The 24340-nt window shown below is 66.2% G+C and carries 25 protein-coding genes; 14 read left to right on the top strand and 11 right to left on the bottom strand.

Going from position 1 to position 24340, the window contains the following annotated elements:
* Positions 1 to 154 precede the first annotated feature (154 nt).
* The 3 genes from HCZ97_RS13975 (at position 155) to HCZ97_RS13965 (ending at position 2162) form a co-directional block, all read left to right on the top strand.
* The gene (locus HCZ97_RS13975) at positions 155 to 964 is read left to right on the top strand and encodes a bifunctional helix-turn-helix domain-containing protein/methylated-DNA--[protein]-cysteine S-methyltransferase (RefSeq protein ID WP_254871539.1); all 810 of its coding nucleotides are present in this window, start codon (positions 155 to 157) and stop codon (positions 962 to 964) included.
* 120 nt (positions 965 to 1084) lie between these two features.
* Positions 1085 to 1729, top strand: coding sequence for an OmpA family protein (locus tag HCZ97_RS13970; RefSeq protein WP_167689330.1), 645 nt, complete (start codon positions 1085 to 1087; stop codon positions 1727 to 1729).
* A gap of 157 nt (positions 1730 to 1886) precedes the next feature.
* Complete coding sequence (locus HCZ97_RS13965) at positions 1887 to 2162, top strand: hypothetical protein (RefSeq protein WP_167689329.1); 276 nt, start codon at positions 1887 to 1889, stop codon at positions 2160 to 2162.
* A gap of 13 nt (positions 2163 to 2175) precedes the next feature.
* Here HCZ97_RS13965 and uraH read toward each other — a convergent pair whose 3' ends face one another.
* Positions 2176 to 2535: a hydroxyisourate hydrolase gene (uraH, locus tag HCZ97_RS13960; protein WP_167689328.1), complete on the bottom strand. Its 360-nt coding sequence runs from the start codon at positions 2533 to 2535 to the stop codon at positions 2176 to 2178.
* 113 nt (positions 2536 to 2648) lie between these two features.
* On the opposite strand from uraH, the gene puuE reads away from it, so the two are divergent.
* From puuE to HCZ97_RS13940, 4 genes are all read left to right on the top strand, one after another.
* A complete protein-coding gene (gene puuE / locus HCZ97_RS13955; RefSeq protein WP_167689327.1) occupies positions 2649 to 4064 on the top strand; it encodes an allantoinase PuuE in 1416 nt (471 codons plus the stop codon).
* Positions 4061 to 4885, top strand: coding sequence for a bifunctional allantoicase/(S)-ureidoglycine aminohydrolase (locus HCZ97_RS13950; protein ID WP_167689326.1), 825 nt, complete (start codon positions 4061 to 4063; stop codon positions 4883 to 4885). Before puuE ends, HCZ97_RS13950 begins: the two co-directional genes overlap by 4 nt.
* Entirely contained in the window at positions 4882 to 5370 is a 489-nt protein-coding gene (locus tag HCZ97_RS13945; RefSeq protein WP_167689325.1) for an ureidoglycolate lyase, read from the top strand. The genes HCZ97_RS13950 and HCZ97_RS13945 overlap by 4 nt, the downstream gene beginning before the upstream one ends.
* 65 nt (positions 5371 to 5435) lie before the next feature.
* A complete protein-coding gene (locus HCZ97_RS13940; protein WP_167689324.1) occupies positions 5436 to 6815 on the top strand; it encodes a uracil-xanthine permease family protein in 1380 nt (459 codons plus the stop codon).
* An 86-nt stretch (positions 6816 to 6901) separates the two neighbouring features.
* Here HCZ97_RS13940 and HCZ97_RS13935 read toward each other — a convergent pair whose 3' ends face one another.
* Positions 6902 to 8080 (bottom strand): acetyl-CoA C-acyltransferase family protein, encoded by a 1179-nt coding sequence (locus tag HCZ97_RS13935; RefSeq protein WP_167689323.1) that lies wholly within the window; start codon positions 8078 to 8080, stop codon positions 6902 to 6904.
* 66 nt (positions 8081 to 8146) lie between these two features.
* The gene (locus HCZ97_RS13930) at positions 8147 to 8911 is read right to left on the bottom strand and encodes a metallophosphoesterase family protein (RefSeq protein ID WP_167689322.1); all 765 of its coding nucleotides are present in this window, start codon (positions 8909 to 8911) and stop codon (positions 8147 to 8149) included.
* 223 nt (positions 8912 to 9134) lie between these two features.
* Between HCZ97_RS13930 and HCZ97_RS13925 the strand changes: the two genes are divergently transcribed.
* On the top strand, positions 9135 to 9509 hold the full coding sequence (locus HCZ97_RS13925; protein ID WP_167689321.1) for a hypothetical protein: 375 nt from the start codon (positions 9135 to 9137) through the stop codon (positions 9507 to 9509).
* 106 nt (positions 9510 to 9615) lie between these two features.
* On the opposite strand, the gene serA is transcribed toward HCZ97_RS13925, so the two are convergent.
* Together serA and HCZ97_RS13915 are read right to left on the bottom strand one after the other, a co-directional pair.
* Positions 9616 to 11208, bottom strand: coding sequence for a phosphoglycerate dehydrogenase (serA, locus tag HCZ97_RS13920; protein WP_167689320.1), 1593 nt, complete (start codon positions 11206 to 11208; stop codon positions 9616 to 9618).
* Between the two features lie 105 nt (positions 11209 to 11313).
* Positions 11314 to 12468, bottom strand: a complete 1155-nt coding sequence (locus HCZ97_RS13915; protein WP_167689319.1) for a phosphoserine transaminase — start codon at positions 12466 to 12468, stop codon at positions 11314 to 11316.
* Between the two features lie 355 nt (positions 12469 to 12823).
* Between HCZ97_RS13915 and HCZ97_RS13910 the strand changes: the two genes are divergently transcribed.
* The 6 genes from HCZ97_RS13910 (at position 12824) to HCZ97_RS13885 (ending at position 17259) form a co-directional block, all read left to right on the top strand.
* Positions 12824 to 13315, top strand: coding sequence for an NUDIX hydrolase (locus tag HCZ97_RS13910; protein ID WP_167689318.1), 492 nt, complete (start codon positions 12824 to 12826; stop codon positions 13313 to 13315).
* 34 nt (positions 13316 to 13349) lie between these two features.
* Complete coding sequence (locus tag HCZ97_RS13905) at positions 13350 to 14810, top strand: inorganic phosphate transporter (RefSeq protein ID WP_254871536.1); 1461 nt, start codon at positions 13350 to 13352, stop codon at positions 14808 to 14810.
* A 58-nt stretch (positions 14811 to 14868) separates the two neighbouring features.
* Complete coding sequence (gene serB / locus HCZ97_RS13900; protein WP_167689317.1) at positions 14869 to 15744, top strand: phosphoserine phosphatase SerB; 876 nt, start codon at positions 14869 to 14871, stop codon at positions 15742 to 15744.
* A 333-nt stretch (positions 15745 to 16077) separates the two neighbouring features.
* Positions 16078 to 16410, top strand: a complete 333-nt coding sequence (locus HCZ97_RS13895) for a helix-turn-helix transcriptional regulator (RefSeq protein ID WP_167689316.1) — start codon at positions 16078 to 16080, stop codon at positions 16408 to 16410.
* Positions 16407 to 16916, top strand: coding sequence for an SRPBCC domain-containing protein (locus HCZ97_RS13890; RefSeq protein ID WP_167689315.1), 510 nt, complete (start codon positions 16407 to 16409; stop codon positions 16914 to 16916). Before HCZ97_RS13895 ends, HCZ97_RS13890 begins: the two co-directional genes overlap by 4 nt.
* A 22-nt stretch (positions 16917 to 16938) precedes the next feature.
* The gene (locus HCZ97_RS13885; RefSeq protein WP_167689314.1) at positions 16939 to 17259 is read left to right on the top strand and encodes a YciI family protein; all 321 of its coding nucleotides are present in this window, start codon (positions 16939 to 16941) and stop codon (positions 17257 to 17259) included.
* 106 nt (positions 17260 to 17365) lie between these two features.
* Here the strand turns inward: HCZ97_RS13885 and HCZ97_RS13880 are convergent, their stop codons facing one another.
* From HCZ97_RS13880 to HCZ97_RS13855, 6 genes are all read right to left on the bottom strand, one after another.
* The gene (locus tag HCZ97_RS13880) at positions 17366 to 19702 is read right to left on the bottom strand and encodes an aldehyde dehydrogenase family protein (protein WP_167689313.1); all 2337 of its coding nucleotides are present in this window, start codon (positions 19700 to 19702) and stop codon (positions 17366 to 17368) included.
* Positions 19699 to 19974, bottom strand: coding sequence for a hypothetical protein (locus HCZ97_RS13875; protein WP_368484378.1), 276 nt, complete (start codon positions 19972 to 19974; stop codon positions 19699 to 19701). Before HCZ97_RS13875 ends, HCZ97_RS13880 begins: the two co-directional genes overlap by 4 nt.
* Positions 19975 to 20973, bottom strand: a complete 999-nt coding sequence (gene deoC, locus HCZ97_RS13870) for a deoxyribose-phosphate aldolase (protein ID WP_167689312.1) — start codon at positions 20971 to 20973, stop codon at positions 19975 to 19977.
* 199 nt (positions 20974 to 21172) lie between these two features.
* Positions 21173 to 21844: a 2-dehydro-3-deoxygalactonokinase gene (locus tag HCZ97_RS13865; RefSeq protein ID WP_217701789.1), complete on the bottom strand. Its 672-nt coding sequence runs from the start codon at positions 21842 to 21844 to the stop codon at positions 21173 to 21175.
* Positions 21845 to 21960: 116 nt separating this feature from the next.
* A complete protein-coding gene (locus HCZ97_RS13860) occupies positions 21961 to 22653 on the bottom strand; it encodes an ATP-binding cassette domain-containing protein (RefSeq protein ID WP_167689310.1) in 693 nt (230 codons plus the stop codon).
* Positions 22646 to 24160 carry a thiamine/thiamine pyrophosphate ABC transporter permease ThiP gene (locus HCZ97_RS13855; protein WP_167689309.1) on the bottom strand — a complete coding sequence of 505 codons (1515 nt, stop codon included), beginning with the start codon at positions 24158 to 24160 and terminating at the stop codon, positions 22646 to 22648. The genes HCZ97_RS13860 and HCZ97_RS13855 overlap by 8 nt, the downstream gene beginning before the upstream one ends.
* Positions 24161 to 24340 lie beyond the last annotated feature (180 nt).

The following is a 24340-nucleotide window of genomic DNA, read 5'->3' as shown; positions in this document are numbered from 1 at the left end:
CGGGTCGCGGGACAGCGGGCCAGCCTGATACGCTTGCGGGGAACCATCCGGGACCCACGCCATGACTGATGCCGCCCTGACACCTGCCGCCGCTAAAGATACCGCCCTTGCTGCCCAACCGGCGCAAACGGAACAGGCCTACCATTATGCGCTCATGCGCCGAGCCATCGCAGAGATCGATGCCGCGGAAGCGCCCCTGGGCCTGGATGAGCTTGCCACGCGGATGGGCATGAGCCCGGCGCATTTCCAGCGCATCTTCTCTGCCTGGGTCGGCGTCTCTCCGAAGCGATACCAGCAATACCTGACCCTGGACCACGCCCGCAGGCTGCTGGCCGACCGCCACACCACGCTGGAGACCGCCCTGCAAAGCGGCCTGTCCGGGACCGGGCGGCTGCATGACCTTTTCCTGCGGTGGGAAGCCATGAGCCCCGGTGATTTTGCCGCCGGCGGGGCGGGGCTGGATATCCGCTGGGGCCGCTTGCAGACGCCCTTCGGCGAGGCGCTGGTCATGGCGACGGAGAAGGGGATCTGCGGTATCGCCTTCCTCGCCGAAACCGGCTTTGAGGCCGCCTGGCAGGACATGACATCGCGCTGGCCCGCCGCCCGCTACCTTGAGGATCCGGACACCGTGCTGCCCCTGGCCCGCCCGGTCTTTGCCGGCAAGGGTGAGACCCGGTTGCACATGCTGGGCGCCCCTTTCCAGATCAAGGTCTGGGAGGCGCTGCTGCAGATTCCCTCTGGCCATGTGGCTACCTATTCCGACATCGCCCGCAGCATCGGCTCCGACCGGGCGGTGCGCGCCGTGGGCACCGCCGTGGGCCGCAACCCGGTCAGTTTCCTGATCCCCTGCCATCGCGCCATCCGCAAAAGCGGCGGCCTGGGCGGCTATCACTGGGGCCTGCCCGTGAAACGCGCCATGCTTGCCTGGGAAAGCGCCCGCGCGGACACCGGACCTCACGATTGAACACGATAGCGGAATTACGCCGAAGTTCGGATCGTTTCCCTTTGGGACTGCGAGGAGGATGCGGTATCTGAGGATCATACGAGGCCGCTTCGCTGAGCGGTCATGAAAGGATGAGGCGCAATGACCCTTTTGAGAACCAAGACGATCGCTGTGGCGGGCTCTGCCCTTCTGCTGCTGGCAGCATGTGAAAACCCCGACGACGGCTACCGCAACACGCGCACGGGCGCGGGCACGGGCGCCCTGGTGGGCGGCGCGCTTGGCGCGATCGTCAGCGACGACCAGGGCAAGGGCGCAGCCATCGGCGCCATCGTGGGCAGCATGGCCGGCGCGGCCATCGGGTCCAACCTGGACAAGCAGGAAGCCGAGCTGCGGCAATCCATGGGCAACAACGTCCAGATCACCAACACCGGTGACCGCCTGATCGTGACCATGCCGCAGGACATCCTGTTCGCAACCGACAGCGCCACGCTGACCGGCACGCTCAGCTCCGATCTGCGCAGCCTGTCGCAATCGCTGAACCAGTATCCGAACACCACGGTGCAGGTCATCGGCCACACGGACAACACCGGTTCTGCCAGCTACAACCTGGGCCTGTCGCAGCGCCGGGCCGCCTCTGTCGCCAATACGCTGATCGGCTACGGCGTCTCTGCCGGCCGTCTGCAGGCCATCGGCCGGGGCGAAGACCAGCCGCGCGCGTCCAACCTGACGCCCGAAGGCCGTCAGCAGAACCGCCGCGTGGATATCGTGATCCTGCCCAACGCCTGATAGGGCACGGGACAATCGCTCAGGCCCCGTCCGCCCAACCGGCGGGCGGGGCCGTTTCTTTTCAGGGCAGCGGCATGACAAATCTGCGTTAACCTGCGGTTCACCATGTCCACCGGATTTAGTTGATTTGACATGCACTCATGGTGAAAAAGGGTGCATGGTCACATTCCTTTCGCACCTCGTGCAGCACGGCACCGATTACGAGCGCTTCGAAGAGATCGAAGGGCAGATCCTGAGCATCATGGCAGAGTACGGGGGGGAATACCTTTTCCGGCTCAAGCACCATGACGGCTCTGGCGAAAGCCACCTGGTCACCTTCCCCAGCGATGCGGATTTCGAACGCTTCCGCGCCGATCCCCGCCGCCTGCAGCTGCGCGAAGAGATGGGCCAGCATCAGACCTCGATCAAGCTGACCCGCTGCACGGTGCTGTGAACCGCTGCGCGCCCTAGCTGCCCCGATAGGTGGAATACCCGAAGGGAGAGATCAGCAGCGGCACGTGGTAGTGGCTTTCCGGATCGGAAATGCCGAAGCGGATCGGGATCACATCCAGGAAACGCGGCTCTTCCGCCGGCACGCCACTGGCGTCCAGGTAGGCGCCGGCGTGAAACACCAGCTCATAGTTGCCGGGCAGGAAATGCGCGGCGGGCAGGATCGGACCATCCGTCCGGCCATCCTGGTTCGTCACCATGCGCGCCAGCTCATCCCGGCTGCAGCCGGTCAGGCGATACAGGACGATCTCCATCCCCGCGGCTGGAAGACCCTTGGCCGTATCAAGAACATGCGTTGTCAGGTAGCCGTCGGCCATTCCTGTCCCCTTCCCGGAAATTCCCCTTGAAACCCCGAAGCACCCGTGAAGGAATGCTCCGGCCTGCGGCGACGCCCAGAAGGCGCCCCCGAATTCGAGACGGAGACAAGCACATGAACCGCTACCCGCGCAACATGATCGGTTACGGCCCCACCCCGCCGGATGCGAAATGGCCCGGCGGTGCAAAGATCGCGATCTCTTTCGTCCTGAATTACGAGGAAGGCGGAGAGAACAACATCCTGCACGGCGATCCCGCATCAGAGGCCTTCCTGTCCGAGGTGATCGGCGCGGTGCCATGGGAAGGCAAACGCCACTGGAACATGGAATCCGTCTATGAATACGGCGCGCGCGCCGGGTTCTGGCGGCTGCACCGGCTGTTTACCGACGCGGGGATTCCGCTGACAGTCTACGGCGTGACCGATGCGCTTGCCCGCAGCCCGGAACAGGTCTGGGCGATGCAGGAAGCCGGATGGGAAATCGCCAGCCACGGCAAGAAGTGGATCGAACACAAGGACATGCCGGAGGCAGAGGAACGCGCCGTGATGGAAGAGGCCATCGCGCTGCACAAGGAGGTGGTGGGGGAACCTCCGCTGGGCTGGTACACCGGCCGTTGCTCCATGAACACGGTGAAGCTGGCCGCTGAACTGGGCATGAAATGGGTCGCGGACACCATCGATGACGACCTGCCCCACTGGGAAAGCTACGATAACCACGAAACCCTGGTCATCCCCTACACGATGGACACCAACGACATGCGCTTTGCCGGCCCCGCCACCTTCGGCGGGCAGGAGGAGTTCTACGAATACCTCAAAGCCACCTTCGACGTGCTCTATGCCGAGGGCGAGGCAGGCAGCCCGAAGATGTTCTCCATCGGGATGCACTGCCGCCTGCTGGGCCGTCCGGGCCGCATGGCCGCGCTGAAGAAGTTCATCGACTACATCCAGAGCCACGAAGGCGTCTGGTGCCCCCGCCGCATCGACATCGCAGAGCATTGGGCGAAGGAACATCCGCCCGTGCACCCCGACATGGTGCCCTCGCAGATGGAAAAGGACGCCTTCGTCGCCGCCTTCGGCTCGATCTACGAACATTCCCCCTGGATCGCCGAGCGCGCCTGGGAGCTTGAGCTGGGGCCGGTGCATGACCGGGCCATCGGGCTTTGGAACGCACTGGCGCGGATCTTCCGCACGGCCTCTGAAGAGGAACGGCTGAGCGTGCTGACCGCCCACCCGGACCTGGCCGGAAAGCTGGCCGCGGCCAAGCGACTGACGGCGGAAAGCAGTGGCGAACAGGCCAGCGCGGGCCTGGATGCGCTGACCGATGAAGAGCGGACGTTCTTCGAGAAGGCCAATGCGGATTACACCGCGAAATTCGGCTTCCCCTTCATCATCTGCGTGAAAGATCATACCAAGGCCACGATCATGGAGGCCTTCCCCGAACGCATCGCGCATGACCGCGAGACGGAGTTCGCGGAAGCCTGCCGCCAGGTCGAACGCATTGCCTACCACAGATTGAAGGACCTGCTGCCGTGACCTCTCGCAGCTACTACACCCCCTGCGGCGGCCTGCCTGGCCAGGATGAAAAGCACTACGATCCGGCGCGGTTCACCACCGCCTACGCGGTGATCCCGGCCACCTGCATGACCGATATCGTCACCTCTTTCCTGCCCGGCTGGGAGGGGTGCCGGGCTTGGATGATCGCCCGCCCGCTGTCGGGCTTTGCCGAGACGTTCTCTCAGCTGATCGTGGAGCTTGCTCCCGGCGGTGGCTCCGATACGCCGGAACCCGATGCCGAGGCGGAGGGCGTGATCTTCGTCACCGATGGCACGGTCGAAGTGACGCTAGACGGAGAGACGCGCGCCCTGACGCCCGGCGGCTATGCCTATCTGCCCGCGGGCAGCGCCTGGTCCGTGGCGAACCGGACAGAGGCCACCACCAGCTTCCATTGGGTCCGCAAGCGCTACCAAGTCGCCCCCGGCATTCCCGCGCCGGAGGGGTTCTTCAGCCATGACGACGATCTCGCGCCCATCGCCATGCCGGACACCAACGGCGCCTGGGCCACGACCCGCTTCGTGGATCCCACGGACCTGCGCCACGACATGCATGTGAACATCGTCACCTTCCAGCCCGGCGGCCGCATCCCCTTTGCGGAAACCCACGTGATGGAACACGGGCTTTACGTGCTTCAGGGGCGCGCGCGCTACCTGCTGAACACCGACTGGGTCGAGGTCGGGCCGGGCGATTTCATGTGGCTGCGCGCCTTCTGCCCGCAGGCCTGCGAACAGATCGGCGATGAGCCCTTCCGCTACCTGCTCTACAAGGACGTGAACCGCCACGCGGAGCTGACCCTGTGAGCCTGCAGATCACTGCAGAGCCGCTGACGGCCGCGGCCTTTGCCCCCTTCGGCGATGTGCTGGAGGTTGCAGGCGATTACGACAAGCTGATCAATGCCGGGCTTTGCGAACGGTACCATGACCGCGCGCAGCTGGATTTCGGCCCGGATGGCCGGGCCGGCATCAGCCTTTTCAAGGCCGTGCCGCGCAGCTTCCCCTATGAATGCGCCCTGCTAGAGCGCCATCCGGAGGGCTCCCAGGCCTTCCTGCCGATGTCCGAGGCCCCCTGGATGGTCATCGTGGCCCCCGATCTGGACGGTCAGCCCGGTGGCCCCCGGGCCTTTCTGCCCGAGCCCGGCCAGGGGGTGAACTTTCACCGCGGCACCTGGCACGGAGTGCTCACGCCTTTGGCAGAACCGGGCCTGTTCGCGGTGGTAGATCGGATCGGAAACAGCGCAAACCTCGAAGAACACTTCCTAAAAGAGCCGTTCACGGTATTGTCATAAGGCAGCGCCTTCCCCGGAAGATGCCGCTGCCACCAGACAGATTTGGCAATTTCAGGGGACATGAAATGGCAGGAAGAATACTCGGGACGAAGGAACAGCTTCGGGATCCCAACTACATGCCACCGCTGGCGGACGCGGTGCCGCTGGGGATCCAGCACGTGCTGGCGATGTTTGCATCCAACGTGACGCCGTCGATCATCATCGCCGGGGCCGCGGGCTTTGGCTTCGGGTCGGACCAGGGGGCGCTCGGCTTCCCGGACATGACCTACATGATCCAGATGGCGATGCTCTTTGCCGGGATCGCGACGCTGTTCCAGACCATCGGCCTGGGGCCTGTCGGAGCACGGCTTCCGGTGGTGCAGGGCACCTCCTTCGCCTTCCTGCCGGTGATGATTCCGGCCGTGGCCGGGCTGGGCGTGGACGGGATGCCGGGCCTGATGACCGGCGTGGTGATCGGCGGTTGCTTCCACTTCTGCATCGGCTTCTTCATCGGGCGCATCCGCTTTGCCCTGCCCCCGCTGGTGACCGGCCTGATCGTGCTGATGATCGGCCTGGCGCTACTGAAGACCGGTATCCAGTATGCCGCCGGCGGGGTGCCCCTGGTCGGCAAGCCCGAATTCGGCACGCTTTCCATGTGGTTGCCCGCGCTGGTGGTCATCGTGGTCGCCCTTACGCTGAGCTTTGCCACCACGGGGCTGCTCTCTGTCGCCTCGGTGCTGATCGGCATCCTGGCGGGCTACATCGTGGCCGCGCTCATGGGCCAGGTCAGCTTTGCCAATGTCGGCCGCGCGTCCTTCTTCGATCTGCCCATGCCGTTCAAATGGGGCTTCGGCTTCGATCCGGCGATCATCGTGGGCATGTGCTTCATGGCCGTGATCTCTGCCATCGAAACGGTGGGCGATACCTCCGGGATCACCAAGGGCGGCGCGGGGCGTGAAGCCACCGACAAGGAGATCGAGGGCGCGACCTTTGCCGATGGCTTCGGCTCTGCGCTGGCGGGGGTCTTTGGCGGGCTGCCCAATACCTCGTTCTCCCAGAACGTCGGGCTGATCGCCATGACCGGCGTGATGAGCCGCCACGTGGTGACCATCGGCGCGGTCTTCCTGATCGTCTGCGGGCTGGTGCCCAAGGTGGGTGCGGTGATCAACACGGTGCCGATCAACGTGCTGGGCGGCGGCGTGATCGTCATGTTCGGCATGGTCGCGGCCTCTGGCATCAACATGCTGTCGGACGTGAAGTGGAACCGCCGCAACATGATCATCCTGGCCGTGTCGCTTTCTGTCGGTTTCGGCCTGCAGCTTGAGCCGACGGCGCTGCAGCACCTGCCGCACACCCTGCAGATCCTGGCGACCTCCGGCCTGCTGCCGGCGGCCCTGCTGTCGATCGTGCTGAACCTGCTGCTGCCGCAGGAAACCGCGGAAGAGCACGCCGAAGAGGTCGGCTGAGGCTGGCTGGCCTTTGGCCCGGAACAGGAAAGGCGCACCCGGTGGCGCGCCTTTTTTCATTTGAGTTTATTGGCAAGAAGAACGGGTCAGGTGCTTTCGATCGCGATGGCGATGCCCTGGCCGCCACCGATGCACATGGTCACCAGTGCCTTGCCGCCCCCGATGCGCTTGAGCTCGTAAAGGGCCTTCACCGTGAGGATCGCGCCGGTGGCCCCGACCGGGTGGCCAAGGGCGATGGCGCCGCCGTTGGGGTTCACCTTTGCCGGGTCCAGCCCGAGGGACTTGGTGACCGCAAGGGCCTGTGCCGCGAAGGCCTCGTTGGATTCGATGACGTCGAAATCCGCGGCGCTCAGCCCGGTTTTCTCAAGCAGCTTTTCCACCGCGGGGATCGGGCCGTATCCCATGACATCCGGGCGCACCCCGGCATGGGCGTAGCCCAGGACGCGCGCCAAGGGCGTGAGGCCTCTGGCCTCGGCAACCGAGGCGCGGGCCAGCACCAGCGCCGCCGCCCCGTCATTAAGGCCGGAGGCATTGCCCGCCGTCACGCTGCCCTCCCTGCGGAAGGCCGGGCGCAGCTTGGCCAGGGCCTCTGCCGTGGTGGCGGGCTTCACGTGTTCGTCAGTGTCGAAGGGCACGACCTGGCGCTTCACCTTGACCTCGACCGGCACGATCTGATCCTTGAAATACCCCGCCTCCATGGCGGCGGCGGCACGCTGCTGGCTTTCCAGGGCGAAGGCATCCTGCTCCTCGCGCGAGATCTTCGTCTCATCGGCGACGTTTTCCGCCGTCGCGCCCATGTGGCCGGTGCCGAAGGGACAGTTCAGCGCCCCCAGCATCATGTCCTGGGTCCGGACATCCCCCATCTTCGCACCCCAACGCTGATCGGGGATGATGAAGGGCGCGCGGCTCATGCTTTCCGCGCCGCCCGCCAGAGCGAAATCCGCATCCCCCAGCAGAAGCGACTGCACCGCGGAAACCACCGCCTGCGCACCTGATCCGCAGAGCCGGTTCACGTTCATCGCCGGCGTCGTCTCGGGAATGCCCGCCTGCATGGCGGCCACGCGGGACAGGTACATGTCCCGGGGTTCGGTGTTGATGACATGGCCAAAGACCACGTGCCCTACCTGTTCGCCGTCCACCCCGGCGCGCTTAAGCGCGGCCTTTGCGACAATCGTACCCAGGTCGATCGGCGGCACCCCTGCCAGGCTGCCCCCGAAGGTGCCGATGGCCGTGCGTGCACCGCCCAGAATGACGATATCTTCCATGAAAGCCTCCCTCTTTTCCGCCCTTTTCTAGCAAACCCGCCGCTCCAGCGGGGCGGTGACGTTTCGTTACGAGGTCACGGCCTGCGGATGTTCGGACCTGGCCAGCGCCACGCGGCCCTCTTCCGCAAGCACGAAGACCTCTTCCCCGTCGATGGCCGCCGCGGTCAGGTGGCGGGGCGGCAGCGCGCCGGCGCCTGTATCCAGCGAGACCCGGTTGCCGGCCCAATGGGCGTGGTCCATCACCGTATGACCATGGACCACCGTCCAGGGCAGCGGCGCGGGATGATCCAGGAAGCCGTCGCGGATCCAGATCAGGTCCTGCTCTGCCTGGTCGGCCATCGCCACGCCGGGCCGGATGCCCGCGTGCACGAACAGCCATTGGCCGCGCTCGAGGTAAAGCGGCATGGAATCGATGAAATCCACGTGGGTTTGCGGGACCGCCGCCTGGGCCTCTGCCATCATCCGGGGCAGGTCGCCATCGGGATCCACGCCGTAGCTGCGCAGGGTCTCAGGCCCGCCCAGGCGGTAATGGGTCCAGGGGATCCCGCTCTTGATCGCCGGGTCGTGGATTTCGCCATTATGCAGGAAACGCCGGAACATCGTGTCATGGTTGCCCCGGATCGCGGTCCAGCGCTGGCCCTGCGCCATGGCGGAAGAGATCCGTTCGATCACCCCCCGGCTGTCCGGCCCCCGATCACAGAGATCGCCAAGGAAGATCAGCTCATCCGCGCCGCCCGGCCCAAGGTTCGCGCCGTCCTGGTCGATCCGTTCCAGCGCTGCTTCCAGCATTCCCGTCTGGCCGTGGATATCGCCGATTGCATAGATCGTCATTCTTCCGCTCCGCTGCGTTGCAGCGGAAAGGGACCATGGATCGCGGCAAAAGACCAGACCCGGCGCGCCCGTCGCCCCCTGCGCCGGAAATCGCCCTACCCCTGTACCTGAGACTTCTTTGCGAAATCAGGGAAACGTGCTTGTATACCGGTACGTGAATACCTTTACGCACACAAAGCCACGGCACCGCAGAGTGACCTGAGCCAACGGGGGACATAAGTCCATGAACGGTATTTCCTACGCATTCTTCCTGCTCGCGGCGATCTTCGCCTTTCTCGGCATGGCCCTGGGCATCCAGATGTCTGCCTCTCACGACCATACGCTGACGCCGGTCCACGCGCATATCAACCTGATCGGCTGGGTCACCCTGGCGCTTTTCGGGGTCTTCTACCAGATCGTGCCGAGCGCCAGCAGCGGTATGCTTCCCAAGATTCACCTGGCCGTTGCCCTGCTGGGCACGCTGGTGGTGCTGCCGGGCATCTACCTGGCCGTGACCGGCGGGGGAGAGACCGCGGCGAAGCTGGGGTCGGTCCTGACCATCCTGTCGATGCTGATTTTCATATTCGTCGTGGCCACCCGGGGCCGCGCCAGGGCCTGAACCGCACCGCCTGCGGGATGGTTGCCCAAGAGTGGGCCTTTGAGCCCAAATGAAAAGGGCCGCCCCAGCCGGGCGGCCCTTTCCTGTTCTGGAAATCCCTACGGGATCAGACAGTGAATTCCAGCGGGCGGATCTGCTGGAACATGCCGGTGTCGCGCAGCGCCTTCATGGCATCCGGCTTGGCCTTTTCGTCCAGGTAGAGCAGCGCGATGGCCTGCGCCCCCGTCGAGGTCCGCCCAAGCGTGAAGTTCGCGATGTTCTGACCGTTCTGGCCCAGCGTCATGCCCAGCGTGCCGATGACGCCCGGAACGTCTTCGTTGGTGGTGTAGAGCATGTGCTCGCCCACTTCGGCGTCGATGTTGATGCCCTTGATCTGGATGAAGCGCGGTTTTCCGTCGGAGAAGACGGTGCCGGCGATGGACCGCTCCAGCGAGGGGGTCTTGATCGTCACCTTGACGTAGCCGTCGAAGGTGCCGCTTTTCGACTGGCTGGTGGTGGACATCTTGATGCCACGCTCCTTGGCCACGACCGGGGCAGAGACCAGGTTCACGTCCGGGTTGGCCTTCTTCATGATGCCCGCCGTCACGGCGCAGGTCAGCGCGGGCAGGTTCATCTCTGCGGCGACACCATCATAGAGGATGTTGATCGCTTCGATCGGCTCGTCCGTCAGCTGCCCGATGAAGGAGCCCAGGTGACCGGCCAGCGCGACCCACGGCCCCATGACCTTGGCTTCCTCGGCCGTCATGGAAGGCATGTTCAGCGCGTTCTCGACAGCGCCGTCCAGCAGGTAGTTGGCCATCTGGTCGGCAACCTGCAGGGCCACGTTTTCCTGTGCCTCGGTGGTGGCAGCGCCCAGGTGCGGGGTGCAGACCACGTTGGGCAGGTTGAACAGCGGGTTTTCCTTGGCCGGCTCTTCCTTGAAGACGTCGAAGGCGGCACCGGCGACATGGCCGGATTTCAGCAGCTCTGCCAGGGCCTCTTCGTCCACAAGGCCACCGCGGGCGCAGTTGATGATCCGCACGCCCTTCTTGGTCTTGGCCAGGTTTTCCGCCGACAGGATGTTCTTGGTCTGCTCGGTGAAGGGCACATGCAGGGTGATGAAATCGGCGCGCTTGAGCAGGTCTTCAAGCTCGACTTTCTCGACGCCCATCTTGTCGGCCTTTTCCTGGCTCAGGAAGGGGTCGTAGGCGGCAACCTTCATCTTCAGGCCCAGGGCACGGTTGCAGACGATGCCACCGATGTTGCCCGCGCCGATGACGCCCAGGGTCTTGCCGGTCAGCTCGACACCCATGAACTTGGACTTTTCCCACTTGCCCGCATGGGTGGAGGCAGAGGCCTCGGGGATCTGGCGGGCCACGGCGAACATCATGGCGATGGCGTGTTCCGCCGTCGTGATCATGTTGCCGAACGGCGTGTTCATCACGATCACGCCCTTCTTGGAGGCCGCTTCCTTGTCGATGTTGTCGGTGCCGATGCCAGCGCGGCCGATGACCTTGAGGTTGGTCGCATTGGCCAGGATCTTGTCGGTCACCTTGGTGGCGGACCGGATGGCCAGGCCATCGTAGTTGCCGATCACCTCGGCCAGTTTTTCCTTGTCCTTGCCAAGGTCGGGCTGGAAGTCGACCTCGATGCCGCGATCCTTGAAGATCTGGACGGCGGCGGCGGAAAGCTTGTCGGAAATCAGGACTTTGGGGGCCATGTCAGGCGCTCCTTCAAAGGGTATGTCTGGGGAAAGAGGTGCGTGGAGACCACGCACCCTACAGGTCACGTCAGGTAGGGTGCGTGCTTGCACGCACCGCCGGGATCACGCTGCTTCGGACTGCTCTTCGATGCAGGCTTCGAAGGCCCACTTCAGCCAGAGCGTCAGCTTTTCCACGTCGGCCGCTTCGACGGTGGCACCGCACCAGATGCGCAGGCCCGCGGGGGCGTCGCGATAGGCACCGATGTCGTAGGCGGCGTTGTAGGTATCCAGCTTCTTGGCCACGGCCTTGGCGAAGGCGGCACCGTCCTTGATCCGGTCGTCCGTGAACTTCAGGCAGACCGAGGTGTTGGAGCGCGTCGCGTCGTCTTCGGCCAGGTTGGCGATCCAGTCATGCCGGTCGCAGAAGTCCCAGAGCACCTTGGCGTTGGTATCGGCCCGCGCCATCAGCCCTTTCAACCCGCCCACGGAACGGCCCCAGTCCAGCGCGACCAGGTAATCTTCGACCGCCAGCATGGAGGGGGTGTTGATCGTCTCGCCGCGGAAGATGCCCTCGATCAGCTTGCCGCCCTTGGTCAGGCGGAAGATCTTCGGCAGCGGCCAGGCGGGGGTGTAGTTTTCGAGGCGCTCGACAGCGCGGGGGGACAGGATCAGCATCCCGTGGGCCGCTTCGCCGCCCATCACCTTCTGCCAGGAGAAGGTCGTCACATCCAGCTTGTCCCAGGGCAGGTCCTGGGCAAAGGCGGCAGAGGTCGCGTCACAGATCGTCAGACCTTCGCGGTCTGCCGGGATCTTGTCACCGTTGGGCACACGCACACCAGATGTGGTGCCGTTCCAGGTGAAGACGACGTCCGTGTTGAAATCGATTTCGGCAAAGTCGACGATCTGGCCGTAGTCGGCGGTCTTGACCTCTGCATCGATCTTCAGCTGCTTGACCACGTCGGTCACCCAGCCGGCGCCGAAGCTTTCCCAGGCAACCATGGTTGCCTTGCGGGCGCCCAGCATGGACCAGAGGCACATCTCGACAGCGCCGGTGTCGGAGGCGGGCACGATGCCGATCTTGTAATCGGCGGGCACGCCCAGGATCTCGCGCGTCTCTTCGATCGCGGCCTTCAGCTTGTCCTTGCCGATAGCGGCACGGTGGCTGCGGCCCAGAGCGGCGTCAGCAAGCTTGTCGAGGGAATAATGGGGGATCTTGGCACAGGGGCCGGAAGAAAAACGCGGGTTAGCCGGCCGCGTTGCCGGATGGTCGTTTGCCATTTCTGGTATCCTTACAGATAAGCGCCCTTCGTTGGGGAAGGGTGTCCCGCCGCTGCGTATAGGGGCGATTCTCTGGTCACGCAAGACAGGAGATGACGCAGGAAGACCCCGCCCCGTCGTTTTTGGACCGCGCGCCCGGAGGCCTGTAGCCTATCGGAAACCTGCACACGGGAAGGTTGCGCGGGCCGCTTCGGCTCTCTCGCAGCCCTGCCGCCTGCCCGTTCCGCAGCGTTTCGGGCGAAAATGCTCCGATTTTGGCCCCTGGGTCACCGTTTTTTCAATACGTCCCGGTTGAGAAGCACCGCCTGTGCGGTGTACACAGCCTGATCTTTACGCCCACCCTGGAGAGCCGCCCGTGTTCGCAAAACTCTGGAATAGCTACCTGCTGCCCCTTCTTGGACGTCCTCCGATGTTCCAGGCGGCGGCGCTGTGCTATCGTGGCAGGGGCGCGGATATGGAGATCCTGCTGATCACCTCGCGGGAGACCAAGCGCTGGATCATGCCCAAGGGCTGGCCCAAGACCGGCACCGATGCCGCCGGCACCGCGCTTGAGGAAGCCTGGGAAGAAGCAGGGATCAAGCAGCGCTCCATGAAGCCGATCTGGATCGGGCGTTACCATTACGACAAACGGCTGGACGGCGGCCTGCCCGCCCCGACGGACGTGGATGTCTACGCCGTGGAAGTGGCCCGGCTGCTGGACGATTACCCCGAATCCGGCGAACGCGAACGTCGCTGGGTCCGGCCTGAGGAAGCCGCCAAACTCGTGGCTGAAGAGGATCTCAAGGACCTGCTGCGCGCGGCCCCTGAGCTGATCGCGGCCAGGATCGAGGGACGCCAGGGCCACTAGGCCTGCCCCTCTCCGACAGATCGAAGGACAGACCTTGCCCCAGAACAACCAGCCCCCCGCCTGGGAAACGCTAGACCGGGACCTGAACAGGCTTTCCCGCCTTGAGATGGCCTCCATGTATGCGTCGCGCCCGCTGATCGGCGTTGGCGCTTCGCTGGTCTTCGTGACCGTGGCCGCCCTGGCCGCCGCCGTGCTGTCGGGCGGGACGCCGCAAAGCCTGGTGGTGATCGTCGCCGCCGCCTTCGGGGCCTACATGGCGCTGAACATCGGCGCCAATGACGTGGCCAACAACATGGGCCCCGCCGTGGGGGCCAATGCGCTGTCCATGGTCGGGGCCATCGCCATTGCCGCGATCTGCGAAAGCGCCGGGGCACTGCTGGCTGGCGGAGACGTGGTTTCCACCATCTCCAAGGGGATCGTGGCCCCGGAAAGTTTCATAGATGCCAGGGTCTTCATCTGGGCAATGATGGCCGCGCTGCTGTCTGCCGCCATATGGGTCAACCTGGCCACCTGGATCGGCGCGCCGGTCTCCACCACCCATGCGGTGGTCGGGGGCGTCATGGGCGCGGGGATCGCCGCGGCGGGGCTGACGGCGGTCAACTGGGGCTCCATGAGCGCCATCGCCGCCAGCTGGGTGATCTCTCCGTTGCTGGGGGGCATCATCGCGGCGGCCATGCTGGCCTTCATCAAGTGGAAGATCATCTACGTCGAGGACAAGATCGCCGCCGCGCGCAAGTGGGTGCCGGTGCTGATCGGCCTGATGAGCGCGGCCTTCGGGGCCTACCTGGCGCTCAAGGGCCTGAAGCATGTCATGAAGATCACCATGCCGCTGGCGCTGCTGATCGGCGCGGTGGCAGGCGTGGCCTTCGGCTTCATTTCCGTGCCGCTGATCCGTCGCCAGTCCGTGGGGCTTGAGAACCGCAACCGGTCGCTCAAGGTCCTGTTCCGCCTGCCTCTTATCATCTCTGCCGCGCTGCTGTCCTTTGCCCATGGGGCCAATGACGTGGCCAATGCGGTGGGGCCGCTGGCGGCCGTGGTCTATGCCCATGACAGTGCCGGCGTCGCCGGAGAGGTCTCCATCCCGATCTGGGTGATGGTCATCGGCGCCGTCGGGATCTCTGTCGGGCTGATGCTGTTCGGCCCCAAGCTGATCGGCATGGTCGGCAACCAGATCACCAAGCTGAACCCGATGCGGGCCTATTGCGTGGCGCTTTCGGCGGCGGTCACCGTGATCGCGGCCTCCGCGCTTGGGCTGCCGGTCAGCTCGACCCATATCGCGGTGGGCGGTGTCTTCGGCGTGGGCTTCTTCCGGGAATGGTACATGTCGCGGCGCGGCTTCTCCGAAGGGGCGCCGATGCCCCGCCAGGAACGCGCCCGGCGCAAGCTGGTCCGGCGGTCGCATTTCATGACCATCGTCGCCGCCTGGGTCATCACCGTGCCTGCCGCCGCCGTGCTGTCGGCCTGCTGCTTCATGGTGCTGCAGGCGATCGGCTGACCCTCTGGAGCTTTGCGGCGGCCCGTGCTTTATGGCCGCCAGCAACAGGAGACCGCCCATGTATGTCGCAACGCTGCTCACCGCGCCCGGAGAGATCCTGGACGCCACGCTGATCTCTTCGCTCAGCAATGCCTGGGGCGGGGCCAGCGCGCGCTGGCTGGCAGCCGAAGAGGCGGCAGAGTTCGAACTGCCTGAAATTCCTGACAATTTCCGGGATGTCTGGGCACAGCTCCAGGGCCAGCGGATCGACCTGTGCATTCAGCCCGTGGCCGGGCGGAAGAAGAAGATGCTGCTGGCGGACATGGATTCGACCATGATCCAGCAGGAATGCATCGACGAGCTGGCCGATGAGGCCGGCGTGGGCGCGCGGGTCAAGGATATCACCGCCCGCGCCATGAACGGAGAGCTGGATTTCGAGGGCGCGCTGACTGAGCGCGTGGGCCTGCTGAAGGGTCTGCCTGTCTCCGTCATCGACAAGGTCCTGGCAGAGCGGATCACCCTGATGCCGGGTGGGCCGGAACTGCTGGCGACGATGAAGGCCAATGGCGCCTATTGCGCCCTTGTCTCTGGCGGTTTCACCATGTTTACCAAGGCGGTAGCGGAAAAGCTGGGCTTTGATGAAAACCGCGCCAACACCCTGCTGACCGAGGGCGAGCAGCTGTCCGGAAAGGTCGCGCGACCGATCCTGGGCCGCGATGCCAAGGTCGCAGCGCTTGAGGAGATCACCGCCAGGCTGTCCCTTTCCGAGGGGGATGTGATCGCCGTGGGCGATGGGGCGAATGACCTTGGGATGCTGCTGCGGGCCGGGTCCGGGGTGGCGCTGCACGCCAAGCCCTCGGTCGCGGCGGAATGCGAGCTGCGGGTGAACTTCGGCGACCTGACCGCGCTGCTCTATCTTCAGGGCTATGCGAAGGGCGATTTCGCCGCCCCCTGATCCCCTTTGGTTGTGCAGTGATGCAGGGCGCCTTCCAGGCGCTTTTTCGGCGTCGGTGCCCCGTCTGTTTCATGTCGGTATCGCGTCGGTATCACGTCGGTGCGCAGCGCACGGTGGGGTAAGACCCTGTTATGTGCGTGGATGCACCGTGCTTCGGCAGTCGAAAGGCCCGCTGCCGGCACCGCCTGGACGGGAGGCGCAGCCGACGACGGGCGCGGGCCCCTCGATGGGGCCAAGGCCGTTTCCGCCCGTTCCTCTTTCACGACCCTCTATATTTCACCACTAAGTTAATTAACGCTTGCTCGAAACAGGGAATCGCCGCAGGCTTTTCCCATGACCCAATTGACCCGCGCCTTTGCCGCCCTCTCCGATCCCACCCGCATGGCGCTGGTGGAGACGCTGATCGCCCGGGGTGAACTGCCCGCCGGGGTGCTGGCCGGAGAGGCGGAAATTTCCGCGCCCGCGATCTCCCGTCACCTGAAGGTTCTGCGCGAAGCCGGGCTGATCGCCCAGCGGGTCGAGGGCACGCACCGCTATTACACCGCCCGCCCCGAGGCGCTGGCCGCGATCAGTGGCTGGTGCATGGGCCATCGCGCCTTCTGGGAGGGCAGCCTTGCGCGGCTCGACAGCCTGCTGGCGCTTGATCCCGAAGGAGAGGATCCATGAAGGACAGTGAAAGCCACGACCTGGAGCTGGTCCGCGACTATCCCGTCACCCTGGACCGCCTGTGGCGCGCGGGGACTGAGCCGCTGCAGGTGGTGCAATGGTTCGGCCCCGAAGGGGTGTATATCCAGGCCTGTGACATGGCCTTCCAGTCCATCGGCCCCTGGTCCTGTACCATGGTTGGCAAGGAAAGCGGGCAGCGCTTCAAGCTCTCCGGCGTGGTCACCTCGGTCAGCCCGCCAGAACACGGCAAGAGTGACGGCGATAAGGGTGACGACGGGAGGGGCCACGTGGGCTTTACCTGGGCCTGGCATGATCCGCAGGACCAGCGCGGCCCGGAAAGCCACGTGATCTTCACCGTGGAGGCCACCGAAACCGGAGCGCGCCTGCGCCTGAGCCATCGCGGGCTGCCAAGCCTCGAGGCGGCGCAGGATCACTCCCGCGGCTGGCTCTCCACACTCCGGAAGATGGATTATTTCCTGTGCTCGCCGGGCGTTCTGGCAAACTGAGGCAACCCAAGGGAGGATTCGCATGACCCAGTATCTTTTCATCTACAAGGCTCCTACGAGCCAGGTCCCCAGCACCCCGGAGGAGCAGCAGGCCGCGATGGCCGCCTGGGGCGCCTGGATGGACAAGGTCGGGCCCAATGTCGTCGATGCCGGCAACCCGGTCGGCACCAGCTGGACGGTCAATGCCCATGGCGCCAAGCTTGGGGGCAACACGCCCCCGGTGATGGGCTATTCCATCCTGGAGGCGGCAAGCATCGAAGAGGCCTGCAAGCTGGCAGAGGGCAACCCGATGCTGGAGTCGGGCGAGATCGAGGTCACCCCGATCGTGCCGATCGAGATGTGAGACCCCGCCGACATGCCCGAAGCCCGGGCCCGGAACGGAAAAGGCGCGCCCGGTGGCGCGCCTTTGTCTTTGAGTATTTATGGCCAGATGAAGGGGATCCGGTGCCTCAGGCGCCGTAGGGCACCCAGATCGTCTTGACCTCTGTCGCGGCGTCGAGGAATTCGCGGCCCTCCCCTTCCGGGCCGAACCAGTCGCGCGCCTTGGCGTTGTTCACCCAGGTGCGCTTGAGGTTGCCGGCGCTGGCCTTTTCGATGGTCGCGGAGAGGTCCGTGGAAGAGAAGCTCCAGACCGCATCGATATCCATGTGGGCGGCCATGACCGGGGCCAGCTCTGCGTGACTGCCGGTGAGGATGTTGACCACGCCGCTGGGCACGTCGGAGGTGTCGAGCACCTGGTAGAGATCGGTGGCCACCAGCGGGCCCACCTGGGAGGCGGCCAGCACCACCCGGTTGCCCATGGCGATGGCCGGCGCGAGGGTGGAGATCAGCCCCAGCAGCGGCGCCTCGTCCGGGCAGAGCGCGCCGATGACGCCGACGGGTTGGCGGGTGGCCAGGGCCATGCCCCGGATCGGGACGGCGCGCAGGTCTCCGGCGTATTTGTCCGCCCAGGCGGCATAGGTGAAGAGGCGGGAGATGGCCGCCTCTACCTCGGTCTTGCCGTGGCGGTCACCGTGGAGCGCATCGAGCTTCGCCGCGAATTCGGGCGCGCGGGCTTCCAGGTTTTCCGCAAGGTAGTAGAGGATCTGGGCGCGCAGGTGGCCGGTGGTGGCGCTCCAGCCCTTGGCGGCATGGGCGGCTTCAACGGCGTTGCGCAGGTCCTTGCGGTTGGCGACGGGCACCTCGCCCAGCACCGCGCCGGACTTGCCCCAGACCGTGCGGGTATAGCCGCCGTCCGGGCGCGCCTGCTTGCCGCCGATATAGAGCTTCGCCGTGCGGTCCAGCCCATCGGCGGCGCCGGGCTTGCCGCTGTAGGGCTCTTGCGGTTTCAGCGCCTTCCGGGTGGCGGCGGGCCGGGTGTAGGCCATCAGCCCTTCCCAGCCGCCTTCGCGCCCGAAGCCGCTTTCGCGCAGCCCGCCGAAGCCCGCGGCGGCGTCGAACATGTTGGTGCCGTTGACCCAGATCACGCCCGCCTGCAGCTTCGGCGCGAGGTCGAGCGCGGTATTGATGTTCTCCGACCAGATCGAGGCGGCAAGACCGTAGCGCGTGTCATTGGCCAGGGCGAGGCCCTCTGCCGGGGTGCGGAAGGTCATGGCGACCAGGACCGGGCCGAAGATCTCTTCCTGCATCAAGGCATCGGAAGAGGACAGGCCGGTGATCAGCGTGGGCGGATAGAAGCAGCCCTGGGGCGCGGGGCCGGGCTGGAAGACCTCGGCGCTGGTGCCGGCGACGAGGCTCTGGATGCGCTCCAGTTGGACGGGGTCGACGATGGCGCCCATGTCGATGCATTTGTCCAGCGGATCCCCGATGCGCAGGTTTTCCATGCGGGTCTTCAGGCGGGTCAGGAAGGTGTCGGCGATGCCTTCCTGGACCAGCAGGCGGGAGCCGGCACAGCAAACCTGGCCGCCGTTGAACCAGATGGCATCCACCAGCCCCTCGATGGCGCTGTCGATATCGGCATCTTCGAAGACCAGGAAGGGGGACTTGCCGCCCAGCTCAAGCGTCAGGGCCTTGCCCTGGCCCGCCGTGGCTTCGCGGATCCGGCGCCCCACCTCGGTGGAGCCGGTGAAGGCCACCTTGTCCACACCCTCGTCCGCGACCAGCGCCGCGCCGACCGCGCCATCGCCGGTCAGCACGTTCAGGACGCCCTTGGGCACGCCGGCCTGCACGCAGAGCTCAGCAAGCAGCAGCGCGGTCAGCGGCGTGTACTCGGCCGGTTTCAGCACCACCGTGTTGCCCATCGCCAGCGCCGGCGCGACCTTCCAGGCCAGCATCAGCAGCGGGAAGTTCCAGGGGATCACCTGGGCGCAGACGCCAAGCGCGGCGCGCTCGGGCAGCTCTGCCTCCATCAGCTGGGCCATGCCCGCGTGATAGTAGAAATGCCGCGCCACCAGCGGCACGTCGATATCCCGCGCCTCACGAACCGGCTTGCCGGAATCGAGCGTCTCCAGCACCGCGAAGAGGCGCGCGTGTTTCTGCACCAGGCGGGCCAGCGCATAGAGTACGCGGGCGCGCGCCTTGCCGCCCGCCTTCTCCCATTTGCCCTGCGCCGTGCGCGCGGCCTTCACCGCCGCCGCGATATCCGCGTCCGAGGCCTGGCTGACCTGGGCCAGCACCTCGCCGGTCGCGGGGTTCTTCGTCTCGAACAGCGCGCCCGGCGCGGTGAAATCGCCGTTGATGAACTGCCCGAAGCCGCCCTCGTGACGGGCGATCCAGTCCAGCGCCTCGCCGGCCGCTTCCGGGGCGGGGCCATAGTCCATGGTCTCGAAAATGTCCTTGATGCTCATGCCAAAGCCCATTTTCTACCGGACAATGTCAAACGGTTTTGTTTTCTCAGCCACTCTGCCGCCCAACGCATGTCGTACTGCCAAGTGTAAAAAAGATCCCCAGAACCTCTCAGATCCGCTTCATGCTTTTCCCAGATTACTTTCGCAACTTCAGCCACCGATGCCTCACCGCCGAGCTGTTCCACTGCATCAAAAACCCATTCCTGCAGATCAGACTTCACCGCCATAGCACCCTCCACTTTGTTTGGATCGAAAGTTTCATATCCCAGCACTCAGCTTGCCGCGTGCCGCCAGCTTGCCGAATAGGCGCCGGTCACGTGGTGTTCCAGCTGGCGCTCGATATCCCCCAGAAGGGAGGAGGCGCCGAAGCGGAACAGGTCGGGGCGCAGCCAGCGGTCGCCCAGCTCTTCCTTGATCAGGCTCAGGTAGACCAGCGCATCCTTCGCCTTGGAGATCCCGCCGGCGGGCTTGTAGCCCACGCGGAAGCCCGTGCGGTCATGGTATTCGCGGATCGCGCGGATCATCACCAGGCTGACGGGCAGCGTGGCGTTGACGCTTTCCTTGCCGGTGGAGGTCTTGATGAAATCCGCCCCCGCCATCATGCAGACCAGGCTGGCCTTGGCGACGTTCTGCAGCGTGCCCAGCTCCCCCGTGGCCAGGATCGCCTTCACGTGGGCGTCGCCGCAGGCGGCGCGAAACGCCTTCATCTCATCATAAAGCGCCTGCCAGTTGCCAGTCAGCACGTGGCGGCGGGAGATCACGATGTCGATCTCCTCGGCACCGGCTTCAACGCTTTCGCTGATCTCTGCCAGCCGCAGGTGGAAGGGCGAAAGCCCCGCCGGAAAGCCGGTGGACACCGCGGCAACGGGGATCCCCGTGCCTTCCAGTGCCTCATGCGCGGCGGGCACCATGTCATGGTAGACGCAGACCGCACCGGTGGTCAGGCCCTGCATCCCCAGCGCATCCAGGATATCGGCGCGCACGGGCTGTTTCGCCTTGGCACAAAGGCGGCGCACACGGCCTTCGGTGTCATCGCCCGCCAGCGTGGTCAGGTCGATGCAGGAGATCGCGCGGCACAGCCAGGCGGCCTGGAAATCCTTCTTCACGGAGCGCCGGCCCGGCAGCGTGGCCGCGCGACGTTCGATGGCAGAGCGGTTGGCCCGCGCCGCCGAAACCCAGCTCAGGTCCAGCGCCATGCCCGGATTGCGCGGCTCTGCCGGCGGCAGGGTGGCCAGTTCCGTGGCGCTCCCGGTCGTCTTGTCTTGCAACATGGCTGCCTCCTGTCTCAACGGCATCTTGCGCGGACATTCCCACGACAGGCCCCCTCGCGCAAGCGGCGGCAGGAAGCGGGGCCGTTGCGTCAGTCCGGCGGGCTTTGTGAATAGTGGTGCTGCGGCAGGGCCTTGGGCCGTATGCCCCCTGCCCGGCATAGAGACAGAACGAGGACCCAGGTCCGCGCCGGACCTCCGCTCAGCCGGAGACGAGGAAGCTTTTCGCCAGCGCCTTGAAGCCTTCGCGGGCCAGCAGGTCATCGCGGGTTTCCGTGACCGGCACGTAGAGCCCCTGAAGCGCCTTCAGGTAGGCCTGCGCCAGGTGTCCCTGCCCCAGCAGCACCGCCTGTTGCCCCAGCCAGAGGTTCTTGGCCGCGGCCATCTCTCCGCCCAGCATGGCGCCCAGCATCTGCCCGGGGGTTTCGGCCTCTCCCAGAAGGAAGGGCAGGCGTTCGGCGCTGGACATGGATTCATCCGTGCCTTCCGGCGCGGCCTCAAGGCAGCCAAGCGCCCCGGCGATGCGCCCGGTCAGGCTGGTTTGCAGGTGAATGGCCTCTCCTGCGGAAAGGGTCACCCAAAGCGTGGTTTGATCGCAGACCACAAGGGCCAGCCCATCCCAGTTGGGGTTCAGCGTCTGGAAGCCCAGCAGGCGCAGACGCGCGCCAGAGGGCACGCCGCCCAGCCCCGGCAGGTGCAGCCCGGTGCGGCTGCGCTGAAGCTGTTCGGGCAGAAGCCGCCCGGGCAGCGGTTCGGGCGGCACGCCTTCGTGCCCCACGACGAAACGCCGGTCCGTGGGGAGTGTGCGCATCTCGCAGGGGCCATCGGCATCCCAGCAACGCTCGCCTTCGATTTCCAAACCCAGCCAGTCCATGGCACCTGAGTAGGACAAGCGGCAGGTCGCGGTCAACAAGGGCGCGCGTCTGGTCGGGCAAACAGGCGGGCCGAGGGCCTGGATTGGCCCTAATCCGTGGGGGATGCGGCCCTGCCCTAGCCCAGGTAGCGGCGCAGGGCCTCTGGCGGGTTGTCCAGCATGGCCCGCGCGGGTTGCGGCGCATGGGCCGTGCCGGCATCCACCAGCACCAGGTCCTGGGCGATGCGGCGGGCATCGGCGGGGTCATGGCTGACCATCAGCAGCGTCGCGCCGGTCTCTTCGGTCAGGGCCTGCACCAGGTCCAGCATTTCAAAGCGCAGGGCCGGGCCGAGGGCGGCAAAGGGTTCATCCAGCAGCAGCAGCGGGCGATCCTGCAGCAGCACCCGCGCCAGGGCGGCGCGGCTTTGCTGCCCGCCCGAAAGCTCTGCCGGGCGGCGGCGGTCCAGCCCGCCAAGGCCGACACGCGCCAGCGCGGCCTCCACGCGGGCGCGGTCCTCTGCGCCAAGCCGCAGCGCCGGAGAGATGCCAAGCGCCACGTTGCGGAAGATATCGAGGTGCGGCAGCAGGTTGCCATCCTGGAACAGCATGGCCACAGGCCGCTTGCCGGGCCGCAGCCCATCCAGCGGGCGGCCATCCCAGAGCACCTGTCCGGAGGCCTGCGGGAAGAAGCCCGCGATGGCTGAGAGCAGCGTGGATTTCCCCGCACCGGACGGGCCGATGACCGCGGCGCGGCGGCCTGCGGGCAGGCGCCAGTTGGCGGAAAGGCGGAAGTCGCCCTGTTCGATCAGCACATCGGTCAGCTCAAGCATGGTGTCCCCCACGGTCGAAGGCCCAGAAAATGCCGAAACTGAGCAGAAGCAGGATCAGACCGGCGGCAGAGGCGGCCTCGGTCCGGTAGGAGCCCATGAGACGGTACATGAGCAGCGGCAGGGTTTCGCGCCCCGGGGCGCCGAACAGGGTGATCACGCCAAGGTCCCCCATGGAGAGCGCCCCGGCCAGCCCGGCGCAGAAGCCGAGCGGCGCCTTCATGCGCGGCAGGGTCAGCCAGCGCAGGCGGGCCAGCCCGGCCAGGCCCAGCTGATCGGCAAGCCGGCCGTAGTCGCTTTCCACCCGCTCGTAGGCGGGGGCGAGCATGCGCAGGCAGAAGGGTAGCGCCATCAGCGTGTTGACCAGCACGGTGACCGGCATGGCCAGGGTGCCGGGGACGAGGAAGGGGTTCACGATCAGGAAGTAGCCGGTGCCCAGCACCAGCGGCGAGAGCGCCAGCGGCAACAGGCCGATGGCCTGGATCACCCGGCTCATCCCCGCGGCAAGGCCCAGCGCCAGCGCCGTGGTGGTCAGCGCAGAGGCAAGGGAGACCAGGATCGAATTGCCCATGGCGGGCCAGATCGTGGCAGGCAGGTCCTTGAGCCCGGTCAGCCCGGCCAGGGCCACGCTGACGACCGGGGCCAGCAGGAAGAGCGCCGTGGCCGCCAGGACCAGCGCGTCGCAGGCCCGGCGCCAGCCCCCCGGCGCGTCCCAGCGCGGCAGGGCGCGGTCCAGCCCGGCGCCGCTGCCGTCCATCCGCGTGACCGCCAGCGCCAGCACCGCCGCCCCGGCGACCAGCGTGGTCTGCATCAGCGCCAGCATGGCCGCGCGGCCAAGGTCGAAATCGAACAGGAAGGCCTGGTAGATGGCAAGCTCCACCGTGGTGGCCTTCGGCCCGCCGCCCAGGATCAGCGCCACGGCGAAACTGGCCAGGCAAATGGCGAAGATCGCCGCCAGCGTGCCGGGGATCACCTGGCGCAGCATGGGCCATTCCAGCAGGCGGAAGGTCATCTGCGGCGGCAGGTCCAGCTGGGCGGCCAGGCGGAAGCGCTCGGCCGGGATGGCCTGCCAGCCCTGCAGGATCATCCGGGTGGCCAGCGGCATGTTGAAGAAGACATGGGCGATGACCACGCCGTGCAGCCCGTAGATGCGGAAGGGACCCAGGCCCAGCGGCGCGGCGGCGCGGTTCAGCAGGCCCTGGGTGCCGAAGACCGCCAGCAGGCCGACGACGGCGACCACCACCGGCAGGATGAAGGGCGCGCCGGTCAGCGCGACAAGCGCGGCGCGGCCCCGGAAGCGGCGGCGCGCCAGGGCGCGGGCCGCCGGCAGGGCCAGCAGGACGGAAAACAGCGCCGAAAGCGCCGCCTGCAGCAGCGTGAAGCGCAGCGCGGCCCAGTCCGCCGGACCGGGCAGGCTTGCACCCCCGGCCCGCAGGAAGATCGCGGCGAGCGGGGCCATCAGCAATGTCAGGAGCGCCGCGGAGGCGACGCCGCCAATGGCCCGACCCATGTCAGCGTGCCAGTGCGTTGCGCCATTCCTCCAGCGCGCCGGGGCGGGCGCTGTCGGCAGCTTCCGGGGTCATCAGCAGGGCGTGTTCGGGATCGACCACCTGGTCGAAGGCCGCGGGCAGCCCCTCTTCGGGCATGACGGCGGGGTACATCCAGTTGGTGGTGGGCAGGATCGCCTGCG

Source organism: Pseudooceanicola sp. HF7, assembly GCF_011806405.1.
Classification (GTDB): Bacteria; Pseudomonadota; Alphaproteobacteria; order Rhodobacterales; family Rhodobacteraceae; genus Pseudooceanicola.
Note: the sequence above shows the minus strand (reverse complement) of the source record. Positions and strands in the feature narration are given on the sequence as shown.

Bases quoted from the DNA above. Each gene is read 5' to 3' on its own strand.
- HCZ97_RS13930 (WP_167689322.1), bottom strand. From the start codon at position 8,911: ATGACGATCTATGCAATCGGCGATATCCACGGCCAGACGGGAATGCTG.
- HCZ97_RS13865 (WP_217701789.1), bottom strand. From the start codon at position 21,844: ATGGACTGGCTGGGTTTGGAAATCGAAGGCGAGCGTTGCTGGGATGCC.
- serA (WP_167689320.1), bottom strand. From the start codon at position 11,208: ATGGCCCCCAAAGTCCTGATTTCCGACAAGCTTTCCGCCGCCGCCGTC.
- HCZ97_RS13925 (WP_167689321.1), top strand. From the start codon at position 9,135: ATGAACGGTATTTCCTACGCATTCTTCCTGCTCGCGGCGATCTTCGCC.
- HCZ97_RS13940 (WP_167689324.1), top strand. From the start codon at position 5,436: ATGGCAGGAAGAATACTCGGGACGAAGGAACAGCTTCGGGATCCCAAC.
- HCZ97_RS13895 (WP_167689316.1), top strand. From the start codon at position 16,078: ATGACCCAATTGACCCGCGCCTTTGCCGCCCTCTCCGATCCCACCCGC.
- HCZ97_RS13890 (WP_167689315.1), top strand. From the start codon at position 16,407: ATGAAGGACAGTGAAAGCCACGACCTGGAGCTGGTCCGCGACTATCCC.
- HCZ97_RS13885 (WP_167689314.1), top strand. From the start codon at position 16,939: ATGACCCAGTATCTTTTCATCTACAAGGCTCCTACGAGCCAGGTCCCC.
- deoC (WP_167689312.1), bottom strand. From the start codon at position 20,973: ATGTTGCAAGACAAGACGACCGGGAGCGCCACGGAACTGGCCACCCTG.
- HCZ97_RS13855 (WP_167689309.1), bottom strand. From the start codon at position 24,160: ATGGGTCGGGCCATTGGCGGCGTCGCCTCCGCGGCGCTCCTGACATTG.
- HCZ97_RS13975 (WP_254871539.1), top strand. From the start codon at position 155: ATGCGCCGAGCCATCGCAGAGATCGATGCCGCGGAAGCGCCCCTGGGC.
- HCZ97_RS13860 (WP_167689310.1), bottom strand. From the start codon at position 22,653: ATGCTTGAGCTGACCGATGTGCTGATCGAACAGGGCGACTTCCGCCTT.
- HCZ97_RS13965 (WP_167689329.1), top strand. From the start codon at position 1,887: ATGGTCACATTCCTTTCGCACCTCGTGCAGCACGGCACCGATTACGAG.
- HCZ97_RS13970 (WP_167689330.1), top strand. From the start codon at position 1,085: ATGACCCTTTTGAGAACCAAGACGATCGCTGTGGCGGGCTCTGCCCTT.
- HCZ97_RS13915 (WP_167689319.1), bottom strand. From the start codon at position 12,468: ATGGCAAACGACCATCCGGCAACGCGGCCGGCTAACCCGCGTTTTTCT.
- serB (WP_167689317.1), top strand. From the start codon at position 14,869: ATGTATGTCGCAACGCTGCTCACCGCGCCCGGAGAGATCCTGGACGCC.
- HCZ97_RS13935 (WP_167689323.1), bottom strand. From the start codon at position 8,080: ATGGAAGATATCGTCATTCTGGGCGGTGCACGCACGGCCATCGGCACC.
- uraH (WP_167689328.1), bottom strand. From the start codon at position 2,535: ATGGCCGACGGCTACCTGACAACGCATGTTCTTGATACGGCCAAGGGT.
- HCZ97_RS13880 (WP_167689313.1), bottom strand. From the start codon at position 19,702: ATGAGCATCAAGGACATTTTCGAGACCATGGACTATGGCCCCGCCCCG.
- puuE (WP_167689327.1), top strand. From the start codon at position 2,649: ATGAACCGCTACCCGCGCAACATGATCGGTTACGGCCCCACCCCGCCG.